Source organism: Herminiimonas sp., from assembly GCF_030655415.1.
In genome coordinates this window covers 30,506-44,049 of the sequence record NZ_JAURVN010000015.1, presented here as the reverse complement: position 1 = coordinate 44,049, position 13,544 = coordinate 30,506, and the positions used below count along the sequence as shown (strand labels likewise).

Annotated in this window: 12 protein-coding genes; 2 read left to right on the top strand and 10 right to left on the bottom strand. The window is 48.9% G+C overall.

All coding sequences use genetic code 11. From position 1 onward, the window contains the following. Nucleotides 1-7 precede the first annotated feature (7 nt). Genes pilV through Q7T66_RS15195 form a run of 3 tightly spaced genes read right to left on the bottom strand, consistent with a single transcriptional unit; the run spans nucleotide 8 to nucleotide 1,546 of the window. Nucleotides 8-487 carry a type IV pilus modification protein PilV gene (pilV, locus tag Q7T66_RS15185; RefSeq protein WP_304933816.1) on the bottom strand — a complete coding sequence of 160 codons (480 nt, stop codon included), beginning with the start codon at nucleotides 485-487 and terminating at the stop codon, nucleotides 8-10. A gap of 13 nt (nucleotides 488-500) precedes the next feature. Continuing rightward, nucleotides 501-1,082, bottom strand: a complete 582-nt coding sequence (locus Q7T66_RS15190) for a GspH/FimT family pseudopilin (RefSeq protein WP_304933986.1) — start codon at nucleotides 1,080-1,082, stop codon at nucleotides 501-503. Between the two features lie 2 nt (nucleotides 1,083-1,084). Continuing rightward, on the bottom strand, nucleotides 1,085-1,546 hold the full coding sequence (locus Q7T66_RS15195) for a type IV pilin protein (RefSeq protein WP_304933815.1): 462 nt from the start codon (nucleotides 1,544-1,546) through the stop codon (nucleotides 1,085-1,087). 159 nt (nucleotides 1,547-1,705) lie between these two features. On the opposite strand from Q7T66_RS15195, the gene Q7T66_RS15200 reads away from it, so the two are divergent. Further along, nucleotides 1,706-2,791, top strand: a complete 1,086-nt coding sequence (locus Q7T66_RS15200; RefSeq protein WP_304933814.1) for an enoyl-CoA hydratase/isomerase family protein — start codon at nucleotides 1,706-1,708, stop codon at nucleotides 2,789-2,791. A gap of 111 nt (nucleotides 2,792-2,902) precedes the next feature. On the opposite strand, the gene Q7T66_RS15205 is transcribed toward Q7T66_RS15200, so the two are convergent. From Q7T66_RS15205 to Q7T66_RS15235, 7 genes are all read right to left on the bottom strand, one after another. Further along, nucleotides 2,903-4,051 carry a deoxyguanosinetriphosphate triphosphohydrolase gene (locus Q7T66_RS15205; protein ID WP_304933813.1) on the bottom strand — a complete coding sequence of 383 codons (1,149 nt, stop codon included), beginning with the start codon at nucleotides 4,049-4,051 and terminating at the stop codon, nucleotides 2,903-2,905. 39 nt (nucleotides 4,052-4,090) lie between these two features. Continuing rightward, nucleotides 4,091-5,758, bottom strand: coding sequence for a bifunctional shikimate kinase/3-dehydroquinate synthase AroKB (aroKB, locus tag Q7T66_RS15210; protein ID WP_304933812.1), 1,668 nt, complete (start codon nucleotides 5,756-5,758; stop codon nucleotides 4,091-4,093). 62 nt (nucleotides 5,759-5,820) lie between these two features. Next, complete coding sequence (gene pilQ / locus Q7T66_RS15215) at nucleotides 5,821-7,878, bottom strand: type IV pilus secretin PilQ (RefSeq protein ID WP_304933811.1); 2,058 nt, start codon at nucleotides 7,876-7,878, stop codon at nucleotides 5,821-5,823. 38 nt (nucleotides 7,879-7,916) lie between these two features. Then, complete coding sequence (locus tag Q7T66_RS15220) at nucleotides 7,917-8,456, bottom strand: pilus assembly protein PilP (protein WP_304933810.1); 540 nt, start codon at nucleotides 8,454-8,456, stop codon at nucleotides 7,917-7,919. Then, nucleotides 8,453-9,112, bottom strand: coding sequence for a type 4a pilus biogenesis protein PilO (locus Q7T66_RS15225; RefSeq protein WP_304933809.1), 660 nt, complete (start codon nucleotides 9,110-9,112; stop codon nucleotides 8,453-8,455). The genes Q7T66_RS15220 and Q7T66_RS15225 overlap by 4 nt, the downstream gene beginning before the upstream one ends. A 16-nt stretch (nucleotides 9,113-9,128) precedes the next feature. Beyond that, a complete protein-coding gene (locus Q7T66_RS15230; protein WP_304933808.1) occupies nucleotides 9,129-9,752 on the bottom strand; it encodes a PilN domain-containing protein in 624 nt (207 codons plus the stop codon). Beyond that, complete coding sequence (locus Q7T66_RS15235; RefSeq protein ID WP_304933807.1) at nucleotides 9,752-10,831, bottom strand: pilus assembly protein PilM; 1,080 nt, start codon at nucleotides 10,829-10,831, stop codon at nucleotides 9,752-9,754. Before Q7T66_RS15235 ends, Q7T66_RS15230 begins: the two co-directional genes overlap by 1 nt. A 332-nt stretch (nucleotides 10,832-11,163) precedes the next feature. Here Q7T66_RS15235 and Q7T66_RS15240 point away from each other — a divergent pair, with 332 nt between their 5' ends. Next, nucleotides 11,164-13,515 (top strand): penicillin-binding protein 1A, encoded by a 2,352-nt coding sequence (locus tag Q7T66_RS15240; RefSeq protein ID WP_304933806.1) that lies wholly within the window; start codon nucleotides 11,164-11,166, stop codon nucleotides 13,513-13,515. The last annotated feature ends 29 nt before the right edge of the window (nucleotides 13,516-13,544 follow it).

Genomic DNA, 13,544 nt, shown 5'->3' with positions numbered 1-13,544 from the left:
AATCTCCTCACCGTATCTGCGCGACGGTGACGTATTTATGGGCGTCTTGGGATGGATCTCCGGGCGCTAGCCAGAAAATTGTTACCGTTACCGTCCCATCGTTTGTAGTTCCGATTGCAGTAACGTCTACCGTCGGCTGATTCACGTCATCGCTAATTCCCGGCAGAGCATTTGCAACAGCAGCCTTCCAGTTAGTAAGGGCAGCGGATGCAGTGGATGTGGATGTATCGAAGTTTGCTTTCAAGCCAGTTGCAGCTGCAGCTGGTGTCACTGTAGATCTCCGGTCTAAATTTACCCACATCGTCCCCAATAACTGACTTGCCAATAAGCTGGCATCCGAACGATACTTTGCATCTGTTACCTGTTTTACTGAGACTGCCTGCATACCAACCAATGCAAGTATGCCAAGAGAAAAAACAAGAATGGCAATCAGGCCTTCTAGCAACATCATGCCGGATTGCTTCTTCAACAATGTGGTGGATTGCATAGACATAATTGCCTTAACAGGCTTGAGGATCGGCAGAAGGAAGTTTTGGGTCGCACATACGAACCTGCCCTCCGGACGTAACGACTACTCTTAGACAGCGCATAGGACCACCGATAACGGCACACGTCCCGCCAGCGGCATTGCTTATATCGAAAAGCGCATTATTTCCGAGAGCGAGAGTGCCATTCGTTACTCGCCCTAAATTATTGAAACTTAGCGCAGACGTAAAAACCGGTGTAGCGGCGGCGACATTCGTAGATGCGACAACTTCAGATGTAGCGATAGAAATACTTGAAGACCCTTCGGCCGCAGTCCTCGCCTGAATCGTTGCAGGGCATCCCGCGACAACCGTCTCGCACCCTACTGTCCACGACGTACCACTACCAAGAACCAACTGAACGTTAGCGTTGCGCCTCACAGCCTCAACACGCGCCAAGCTAAGTCCATTTTGTATCGCCTCAGCAGCATTACGAATCTTTGTATTAGCGATGAAGGTACTAAAGTTGGGAACAGCAATAGCAAGCAAAACAGCAACAATTGCAAGACCAATTATCAGTTCGATCAAAGTAACGCCATCTTGCCTACTTAGGCGCATTGTTAACACACCCCACCTCGTTTGGTAACCCAGCAATTAGCATTACTAGTCCAACCAGATGGCGCGCCACTAGTCATCGTGGTTACTTTGGCATTATCTTGATCTATGGTGAAAGTAAAACCAGTCATTGTTCCCACGCCGACTGCCTGCAAGGTATAAACAGTGGATGTTCCCGCAACAGAGCAACTAAAAGTAAAGAAACGGCTGGTCGTCGTATCCGAAGCACAGGGTCCCGTGGCAGCAGGCGCATAAGTATGATTATCCTGAAAGTACTGCTCCATCTGCACTCTCTTGGCGGCAAGCGCAGATGTGGCGTCAGGAATTTTGCTACGGATTACATAGTTACTGTATGAAGGAATAGCTACAGCCGCGAGAATGCCAATAATCGCAACTGTGATCATCAACTCTATCAACGTAAAACCCGCTGATTTACGCCACGACGAGTAAAGATAAGTCCTGTTCATATAAAATTCCTTGTAAGTAACATTAATCTAAACCAATCAAATCTGAATGCCAGCAGCAGCTGATAAGCGGCCTGATTCCAGCCTCGAACGGCAACACTTCATTCGAAATGTTGTATGGAAGCCGCTAAAATACATTGCCGCCTTTAACTCATCTCATGTATGCAAACACATATCCATACCTCAACCAAAAATGGCTTAGGCTGCGTGATACTAGATCGCCCCGCCGCACTCAACTCCTTATCGCTAGAGATGATTCGTGCGCTTGCACAAACTTTGAGCTCTTGGCGAGAGGCGCCCGACGTAAACGCAATTCTCATACTTAGCACACTTCCTAAAGCATTCTGCGCAGGCGGCGATATTCACTTTTTTCACGAAGTCGCCAAAGCAGGCCTCACAGGTGGCAGCGCACTTTTGGAGGATTTTTTTACTGAAGAATACGCACTCAATCATTTGATTCACCATTATCCAAAACCTTACATAGCAATACTGGATGGCATCGTGATGGGTGGTGGCATGGGCATTTCGCAGAGCAGCGAAAGCATACGTATCGTCACAGAGCGCACCAGGATGGCAATGCCAGAGGTGAATATCGGCTTATTCCCTGATGTCGGCGGCGGGTATTTTTTGTCACGACTGCCAGGTGAACTTGGCACCTATCTTGGATTGACTGGTGAGATCATCGGCACCGACGATACCTTGTACGCAAATCTGGCAGATATATTTGTCCCTCGAGCAAAATTGCCCGCGCTAATAACTTTGATTGAATCGGTCGATGATCATCAATACCGCGAGGCGATTGAAGCATTTGCGGCGCCGTTTGCAGCACAAATCAATCCTGCAAACAGCATGCTCGCCAAACAACGTCATTTGATCGATCATCATTTTTCGCATGACAATGTCGCAGCGATTACCTCCTCACTGGCACAGGATGACGATCCTTTTGCGCAAAAAACATTGGCCACAATATTGAAGCGCTCACCATTGATGGTTTGCGTATCGCTGGAGCAAATTCGTCGTTCAGCAAAGATGGAGCTCGCTGATTGTCTGCGGCTGGAACGCACAATGGTAAGACGCTGCTTTGAACATGGCGAAACTGTAGAGGGAATACGTGCGCTTGTAATCGATAAGGATAACGCACCGCAATGGCGGCCCGCTTCTTTACAAGAGGTGACACCAAAAATGATCGCGCCGTTTTTTACTCCCGCATGGCCGGACTACGCACATCCATTACGCGACTTAGTCTGAAGAGTGGATTGTGTATTATTGGTTGGCTCGGATTTTTTAAGGAATATCTGCTGCGCTGGCCTACGCTGTCTGTCATTTTGAGAAAGCGAAATTTCCGACGAACAATAACGTTTACATCTCATCAATCAAGAACAAGCGTTTATGCTCTCGTATTGCATAACGGTCTGTCATGCCCGCGATGTAATCGGCAACTTTGCGCGCCTGCGTCGCAATAGCTTGCGGATTATCGCTGACTGATTGCTGGTAATCAGGCGGCAATAGATTCGGTTCCCGCATGAAGGCAGCGAACAATTCCATCACGATACGGCGTGCCTTGCTGGTCATCCGATTGACTTGATAATGCTGGTAAAGATTCTCTCGCAGAAAGCGCTTCAGCAAAACTGCTTCCGCACGCATTGCGTCGGAGAATGCGATTAACGGAACCGCATTACGCACATCATCCACCGTCATTATTTGTGCAGATTGAATCCGCTCTTGCGAGGTTTCGATCACATCAACAATCAATGCATTGATCATGCGACGTATCGTTTCGTTAATCGCGCGTCGTCCATTTATACCGGGAAATGCAAGTTCAACCTGATGACGATGACGCGCGTAAAAATCAATTTCATCAAGTTGCGAGGTCGTTAGCAAACCCGAACGCAAACCGTCGTCAATATCGTGATTGTTGTAAGCGATCTCATCGGCCAAATTGGCGAGTTGCGCTTCTAGCGTGGGCTGCTTTTTTTGAATAAAGCGCAAGCCGATTGCATCGAGCTTTTTTGCATTCGCTAACGAGCAATGCTTGAGTATGCCTTCGCGTGTTTCAAACATCAGGTTCAAGCCATCGAATGCACCGTAACGCTGCTCCAGCGTATCGACCACGCGCAAGCTTTGTAGATTATGCTCGAAACCACCGTAGTCATTCATGCAGGCGTTTAGCGCATCCTGCCCGGCATGGCCGAATGGCGTGTGACCCAGATCGTGTGCCAGAGAAATTGCCTCAACCAGATCCTCGTTCAAATGCAAATTACGCGCGATTGAGCGTGCGATTTGCGCGACCTCAATGCTATGCGTAAGACGAGTACGAAACAGATCGCCCTCGTGATTTACAAATACCTGGGTTTTATACTCCAGCCGACGAAATGCGGAAGAATGAATGATGCGATCGCGATCACGCTGAAACTCAGTGCGCGATGCAGTTGCTGGCTCCGTATGTCGACGTCCCGCGGATTGTTCTGAGTGCGCCGCATACGGCGCCAGATGGGCTTCGATGTTCATATCAAGAAAGCCTCATAACTGGACTTGCTGAAAATGGAATCAGGCGATGCATGCATTCAAAGTCTGGAGCAAAACATCTTGCCGCACCGTAGTGATAATCGATGCGCCCAAGGGTTTCAGCAAAATGAATTTGATTTCACCGCCTTCATTTTTCTTGTCGACTTCCATCAACTCCAACCATCGTGCCACGCCGAGATCCGGCGCCACTGTCGGCAAGCCAGCCGCTTTTACTAATGCGACTATGCGCTCTTTTGATGAGACATCAATGAAACCCAGGCGATGGGATAAATCGGCCGCCATCACCATGCCGCAACCGACCGCTTCGCCATGTAACCAAACACCGTAGCCCATACCGGCTTCGATCGCATGGCCAAAGGTATGGCCAAAATTCAGAATCGCTCGCAGACCCCCTTCGCGCTCATCCTGACGTACAACATCTGCTTTGATTTCGCATGAGCGTTTGATGGCATAGGCCAATGCGTCAGCATCTTTTGCGACGAGCTTGGCGATATTCGCCTCTATCCAATCAAAGAAAGGGGCGTCAATAATTGCGCCATGCTTGATCACCTCAGACAAGCCGGCGGACAACTCACGCGCAGGCAATGTGTTTAATGTTGAGGTGTCGGCAATCACCGCTTGCGGCTGATAAAACGCACCGATCATATTCTTGCCGAGAGGATGATTAATCCCGGTCTTGCCGCCCACAGATGAGTCAACTTGCGATAGCAAGGTGGTAGGCACTTGGACGAACGGCACGCCACGCATATAAGCGGCGGCCGCGAAACCTGTAATATCACCGATTACACCACCACCCAAAGCGATCAAAGTGGTTTTACGATCGCACTTCTCTGCGAGCAATACGTCAAACACCTTCATCAGATTGGCCCAGTTTTTTTCTTCTTCACCGTCAGGCAAAATAATTTGGGTTACTCGTTTGCCAGCCGCTTCCAACGTTTTACTGAGCCGCTCAAGATAAAGTGGAGCAACCACGGTATTTGTCACAATTGCGACGCGAGGGCCAGAGATATGTGCAGCGACGACTGCAGGGTCGCTGAGCAATTCCTGCCCAATACTAATGGGATAACTACGCGCGCCTAAATCAACGTGCAGGGTATGAAAAGAAGAGAGCTGTGCCATCGTAATGTGCTTTGATAAAGAGTCCTGTTGCTGCAATACAGGCGCATTAACTTGCGCGTGCTCCGGCCCTAACTGAGTCAGGATCGATTGCATCAGGAATTGTACGTTAGGCCGACCAGTGTCGATGACGATGTCGGCGACTTCATTGTAGAACGGTTCGCGCGCACGCGATAAATCTTCGATGGTTTTACGAGGATCTGTCGTTTGTAGCAAGGGGCGATTTTTATCGTGACTGGTGCGCTGCAAAATGCTATTGACGCTGGCACGCAGATAAATAACTGTGCCGCGAGATTTGAGATATGCACGACTTTCGGCGTTCAGCACGGCACCACCACCGGTGGCCAAGACAATGTCTTGTTGCGCCGTCAAGTCACGGATGACTTCTGCTTCGCGCTGGCGGAAGCTGGCTTCGCCTTCAATTTCAAAGATCAATGGAATCGATGCGCCAGTGCGCGCTTCGATTTCATGATCCGAATCAATGAACTGCTTGTTCAGCCGCTTTGCTAATGCACGGCCAACTGTCGTTTTGCCGGCGCCCATCAAGCCGACTAAAAAAATATTTCCACCCACGTTGCTCTAACTCTTTCTCGCCAGATGCAGCGGCCGGGAGGGCCGCCGCGACAACCAGCATCCTACCTGATTGATACCTTGTCGGTCAGAATTTTAGGGGTCAAGAAAATCAGCAATTCGGTTTTGTCGTTGGTACGGCCTGTGTTCTTAAATAAATTACCGAAAACTGGAATATCGCCAAAGAAAGGTACTTTTGAAATAGAAGTACGCTCTGTCTGCTGGAAAATACCGCCAATTACAACTGTACCGCCATTGTCAATTAGTACCTGTGTTTTTACGTGTTTGGTGTCAATAGCGAAGCCTGCAGGTGTTTCGATGCCGACACTATCTTTAGTAACGTCGACGTCAAGAATAACATTCCCATCCGGCGTAATCTGCGGAGTAACTTCAAGTTTCAGATTGGCCTTCCTGAAGGAAACACTGGTCGCACCACTACTGGTTGCCTGTTGATAAGGTAATTCCGTACCTTGCTCAATCAATGCCTTCAATTGATCCGCCGTAATGACACGCGGACTGGAAATAATTTTCCCTTTACCATCAGCTTCCAGCGCCGACAATTCCAGTCCGATAAACTTGGTAGCTGCGGCATTAAACAAAGTCAGCGCGACAGAGCCGGCAGCACCCGCTGTAGAATTAGCCGGCAAATTGACTGCACTGCCACCGAGAGTCGGCAAAGCGGTACTTCCGCCAGGAGTAGCTTGATTACCACCAATCGCGGCGTTGGTTGACCGCGAGCCAAAGGATAGCTTGGCACCTAAGCTACTACTAAACGTGTCCGTTGCCTCAACAATTCTCGCCTCGATCATGACTTGGCGACTGGCAATGTCTGTTTTTTGTACCAGAGCACGAATTTCTTCCAATTTGGATGGAATATCTGTGATGAACAGTTGATTAGTACGAGGATCGACAACGGCACTTCCCCGCTTGGACAAGATACTGCGATTACCACCATCAATACCGAAGACCTGTTTAAAAGATTCTGCTTTTTGATAATTGAGTTGAAAAGTTTCTGTTCGGACCGGCTCAAGCTCAGCAATCTGAGAACGTTGTTCAAGCTCCAACTTCTCTTTAGTCAACAATTCGTCCCGCGGAGCAATCCATAAAACCGAACCGTTTTTACGCATGTCCAAGCCTTTAGCTTGCATCACGATGTCAAGTGCTTGATCCCAAGGCACATCTTTCAAACGCAAAGTCAGATTACCGCTAACCGTATCACTAGTAATAATGTTCAAACCCGTGAAATCAGCTATAACTTGCAGTACCGCCCGCACTTCAACATTCTGGAAATTCAAGGATAGCTTTTCACCGCGATAATCGCGCACGCCCTGCCCGAGTTTATTCGGTTCCTCTTTAAGCGGCTTAACTTCGATGACCAATTGCGAATCGCTTTGATAAGCGCTGTGCTCCCACAAACCTTTTGGCTCGATAGTCATACGCACGTTTTCACCTAGCTGCTGGGTAGTAATGATATTGACCGGCGTGCCAAAGTCAGCAACATCCAAACGTCGGCGCAATACATCAGGCACTGTCGTCTTCATGAAATCGACTTCGATTTTTTTGCCTTGCTGACGAACATCTAGCGCGACTTGATTATTCGGCAAATCAACGACAATACGACCTTCGCCGTTATTGCCGCGACGGAAATCAATATCACGCAATGCCTGACGGCTCGATGCCGTATTTATCTGAGGCGTCCCTATTGGCAACCCCACTGTATTGACTGCCGTGGCCAAGCCACCAGTACCATCAATGGTAATAACAACATTATTGCCATCTACTGCCGTGGCGTAATTCAATGAACGTGTTAAGTTGAAAACTAGGCGCGAACGCTCACCTGCCTGCACCACATTGACATTACGCACGTCGCCCAAGCCGATATCTTGCATACCTTTGCCGGTAGCATTTGCCGTCCCGGCAAAATCAAGCGCGATACGTGCAGGATTAGTTATGGAAAATCCAATTGGAGGTTTCGTAAGCGGATTTTTCATCGCCACGCGAATCACCACATTGGAACCCTGCTGATTTGAAGTAATCGATTCGATTGCGTTTTCTTGAGCCGTTGCTAAACCGCAGATCGCGACGAGATAGATGAATGCACATGTACGCTTAAATGTTTGCATGATTCCCTGCGAGTCTTTGAATTGTTTTTGGTGCGCCATCATTTTTGCGTCTCCTGCAATTCCAACTTAGCCTCACGCTCGACCCATTCGCCGGACGCGTCTTGAACGATTTCTTTCAGCTCTACTTCTGTATCAGTAATTTTGGTAACCATGCCAAGATTCTGTCCGATGTAATTCCCTACTTTGACTTGAAATACCGAATTATTTGCCTGTAACAGGGCAAAGGTTAGACCCGGCCGAACCAAGGTACCGACCATGCGCAAATTATCAAGCGGGTAACTTTCAAGTGCTTCGCGCCGACGATCCAGATTTGGCTGTATGGAACCGTTGTTCTTTTTTGACTTTGCCAAAGCTACAGCCAGCTTATTAGGACTATATGGATCTTCCCGGCCCTTGGCATCGTATGCAAATGGTGTAAATTTCTTAGGTTCAGACAAAGGCTTGATCGACACTTTTGTTTGCTGGCGGACTTCTTTCATCCATTGGCTAACATCCTGTATCCCGCCATCGCCGCAACCGAACAGACTAACTAAAAGAAAGCCTGATGCGCCTAAACGAATCAATTGAAAGCGCTTCATTTCTTGCCACCTTTTTTTGCCCCTGCAGCCGTGCTGCGCTGCGCTGCAACTTCATCATCATCCAAATAACGAAATGTCTTGGCCACAGCATCAAGTGTCAGGGAACTATCTTTTCCTGCAGATAAATTCATCTGGTTAAGGGTAACGATACGAGGCAAATTAGCGATGTCACTGGCAAATGCTGCGACGTCATGGTAATTGCCAGTTACTTTTATATCGATAGGCAATTCAGCGTAGTAGTCTTTGACTAGCACTTGGCCTGGTTTGAATAATTCAAACTGCAAACCACGTCCCAAGCCTGCTTGATTAATATCCGATAGCAAGGCATCCATTTCCGCCTTGCTTGGCAATTGTTTTTCCAGCGAAGAAACATACTCATTAACCTGCACTTTTTGCTTACGCAAACCATCCAGATTAATCGCCTGTTGTACTTTTACTTTGTAGGCATCTTTGAGCGTCAATTCTTCTGCCGCGGTTCTATCCAACTCTTCAAGCTCAGTGCTCCAGTATGCGTACCATCCCACCACGATCACAGCGAGCAATACTCCCACTCCACACAACATACGCGGAACGATCGGCCACTGCCCGGGATGCAAGCCATTCAGATCGCGAAACTGCGCGCTGATCGACTCTCCAATATTCTTCAAATCTGCCATGGTGCCTGTCTCACAATCAAGGTTTCAACGGAGTTGCAGCTAGAGCGGGCACTTGCGCGTTTACAGCAGCTGGATCATTGTCACGCGGACGCTTGATACCGGCATTGATACTAAATTCAAAGACTTTTTTAGCATCTTTACCCTGTCCGATACCGACAGACCGAATTTCAATCAGATCTGGACGTTCCAGCCACGGAGAATGATTTCCCAAATTGCGCAGCAATTCAGAAACACGTTCATTTGATTGCGCATAACCATTTAACAAAACGCGCTGGCCATCTTGTTTGATCGATTTGAGATAAACGCCTTCTGGAACCTGTTGCGCCAATTCGTCCATCAAATAAATTGGCTGATTGCGATCACTCTGCAAGTCTTCCACTGCTTGCTGCCGGGCCTTAAGCGCTTCAATCTCTTGCTTAAGGCTTGCAACTTCCTTGATCTCTTCGTCTAGGCGAGCATTTTCAGTTTTAATGAAATTGTTACGCTGCTCTTGCTCAGAAAGCTGATTGGCAAAATAGCCACCAACAGCAATCACGATCAAAGCACCAACAATCGCACTCAACAACAACATCGCAACAAATTCTTTTTTACGTTGCTTACGCTTTTCCTCGCGATGAGGAAGAAGATTAATTCTGATCATCAGTCAAACCTCCGCATCGCCAGCCCGCATGCAACCAAATAGGCTGGCGCCTCTATGCGTAATTGCTTTTCGCGCACATTCGGGCCCAGCTGCATGCCGCTGAAAGGGCTTACGACTGAAGTAGACAACTTGGTGCGATTGGCAACCATATCAACCATGCCTGGAATGATTGCGCAGCCACCGGCAAGGAAAAGTTGATCTATGCGTGTGTAAGGTGTGGATGTGAAGAAAAATTGAATTGCGCGGGTAACTTCAAGTGCAGCGCTTTCAAGAAAAGGATCAAGAATTTCAGTTTGATATCCATCCGGCAAATCGCCAGCTTTCTTTTTAGCTTCCGCTTCTTCGTAAGACAAACCATAGGTACGCACAATCTCTTGAGTCAATTGATGGCCACCGAACGGTTGTTCACGCTCATAAACCAACTGACCATCCAGCAAAACGGAGACGTGCGTTACTTGCGAACCGATTTGAAACAAACCCAGAATCTGGCCTTTGCCACCATTAGGTAATTGTTTGGTGAGTCGATCAATTGCCGCGCGCGCGGCATAAGACTCAATATCCATCACAGTAGGGGTAATACCTGCTGCTTCTGCCACCGCGACTCGATCCTCTACTTTTTCCTTACGTGTTGCGGCCAACATGACTTCAACATCTTCAGGAGAATTTTCTACCGGACCAATGACATCAAAATCCAGACGCACCTCATCCAGCGCAAACGGAATGTATTGGCTGGCCTCGGTTTCCACCTGCAACTCCAGTCCTTCTTCGGACAAACCGCTAGGAAGAATGATTTTCTTGGTGATCACGGAAGCGGGTGGCATGCCCATCGCAGCCAACTTGGCGCGGGTGCCGCTCTTTTTCCATACGCGATGGATAGCGTCTGAAACTTGATCGATGTTTTCAATGTTGCCGTCAACCACTGCACCACGCGGGAGAGGTTCAGAAGCAAAGCATTCGAGGCGTAATTCACCTTTGCCAAGCTCGGACAACTCGACGAGTTTTACCCCGGAGCTACTAATGTCCAAGCCAATCAGCGGCGGATTCTTTTTGCCGAATAAGGAGCCAAAATCTAAAGCCAAGGGCAGTTCTCCCCAAAAACGTTATTAGTATATGAACGCGATGCCGTTTAGCTTGTCAAAACCCCGACCCCGATTAAAAGATATGAGGATTTCAATAAAAATGTGTTTAAAAACGTGTATTTAGGACACATTGATAAAACGTTACATTAAATCGTAGCAACAAGCCTCCAAAACTGTAAAGCAATTTCCATAAAGTAATTTGCAAATCCGTTGCCAAAAATCCACGCGGGGTATGGGATGTTGCAATTACAGCCGATTCTTGGTCACAATCGCGTCCGCTTGCGGCAGACGGCTATAATGGCGCGGATATCTACCCCTCACTTTCTCTCTGCATGGCTTCCAAACAATCCTCGTCCGGCAGTACTTCTTCCAAACCCGCAAAAAGCACCTCGAACACCCTCTTAAAATTCGGGCTTGGCTTTGTCGGCTTAATCTTCGGCCTTGGTGTCATCGGAGCGCTGATCCTGTTTTTTGCACTGGCAATGGCGTATCCCAACTTGCCGGCCTTGGATTCCTTAACGGATTACAGGCCTAAAATTCCGCTTCGTATTTTTTCTGCGGATAACGTTCTGATTGGGGAGTTCGGCGAAGAACGCCGTAATTTGGTCCATATCAAGGAAATTCCCGACATCATGAAGAAAGCCGTGCTGGCGATTGAAGATGATCGCTTCTTCGAGCATGGTGGCGTGGACTACGTCGGGATCGTTCGCGCAGCTGTACATAATCTGAGCGGCGGCGCCCGCCAAGGCGCATCCACTATTACGCAACAAGTGGCACGGAATTTCTTCCTGTCCAGCGAGCAAACCCTCAAACGCAAAATCTACGAAATACTGCTGGCGTGGAAAATTGAAAAGAACCTGTCGAAAGATCAGATTCTTGAGGTCTACATGAACCAGATTTATTTGGGTCAGCGCGCCTACGGTTTCTCGTCCGCAGCGCAGATTTACTACGGTAAAAAACTACAGGACGTCAGCATCGCCGAAGCAGCAATGTTGGCTGGCTTGCCTAAAGCGCCGTCCGCCTACAACCCTGTGGTCAATCCGAAACGCGCCAAAGCGCGCCAGCAATATATTCTGCAACGCATGTATCAACTGGGCTACATCACCGAGCCAGAATACACGCAAGCCAAGGCAGAAGAGCTCAAGATCAAGACAAATAGCAGCGAGTTCGGCGTACATGCTGAATATGTAGCCGAAATGACGCGCCAATTAGTCTACGAGCAATTCAAGGAAGAAACCTACACGCGCGGTTTGAACGTCTTCACCACGATTACCAAAGCGGATCAGGATGCGGCGTATCTTGCCGTGCGCAAAGGCGTGATGGATTACGAAAAACGCCACGGCTATCGCGGCCCGGAAAACTACATCGAGATCCCGACCAATAAGGAAGAAGCCGAAGACGCAATAGAAGTTGAGCTGGCGAACCATCCTGATAGCGACGATCTGGTTGCCGCGGTCGTGCTGGACGCAACGCCGCAAGTAATCACTGCCGTACTGGTATCTGGTGAGGAAATCAAAATTGAAGGCGCAGGCCTGACCTTCGCAGCCAACCTGCTCAGCGCCAAAGCGCCGCCAAATAAACGCGTCAAACGCGGCGCAGTAATTCGCGTCATGCAAGAAGGTAAAACCTGGAGCGTGATCCAGATGCCTGAAGTGCAATCAGCATTTGTTGCAGCCAATACCGATGATGGCGCGATACGCGCATTGGTGGGCGGCTTCGACTTCAACCGCAACAAGTTCAACCACGTCACGCAAGCATGGCGTCAACCTGGATCATCGTTCAAGCCATTTATTTATTCAGCATCGCTGGAAAAAGGCTTGTCGCCATCGACGATCATCAACGACGCGCCCATCAGTTTTGATGCCGGACAAACTGGCGGCCAGCCGTGGGAGCCAAAGAATTACGACGGCAAATACGATGGTCCGATGACGATGCGCAAAGGTCTGACGAAATCGAAAAACATGATTTCGATCCGGATCTTGCACAAAATTGGCGCCAAATACGGACAGGAATACATTACCCGCTTCGGCTTCGATGCAGATAAAAATCCACCTTATTTGACCCTCGCTCTGGGCGCTGGCGCGGTCACACCGTTGCAAATGGCAGGCGCGTACGCCGTATTCGCCAATGGCGGTTACAAAGTCAGCCCTTACCTGATTTCCAGAATTTCCGACGCCAGCGGAAAAACTTTGTCTGAAGCCAAACCAGACAAGGCCGGCGATGAAGCCAATCGTGTTATCGATGTCCGCAACGCATTCTTGATGGATAGCATGTTGAAGGATGTCGTTACCTCCGGCACCGCGGTCAAAGCCATGGCATTGAAGCGTACCGATCTGGCAGGCAAAACCGGCACGACTAATGATTCGTTTGATGCATGGTTCGCTGGCTATCAGCCAGAAATCGTCGGTATTGCGTGGATCGGTTTTGATCAGCCGAAAAATCTGGGCAATCGCGAAACCGGCGGCGGCTTGGCTCTTCCGATCTGGATTAATTACATGCAAAAAGCGCTTAAGAATGTGCCTATGGCAGAGCGCACCGTGCCGGAAGGAATTATCACGGCGAACGGCGAATATTTCTACGCAGAGAACCCGCCAGGTTTGGGCGTACGCAATCTCGGTCTGAGCGACGCGCCTGCGCATGCCAACGAGCCGACCAAGGATGAAGTGAAGAACGAATTGTTCTAGCCGACACAGCCGAATCGGCATGAAAAAAG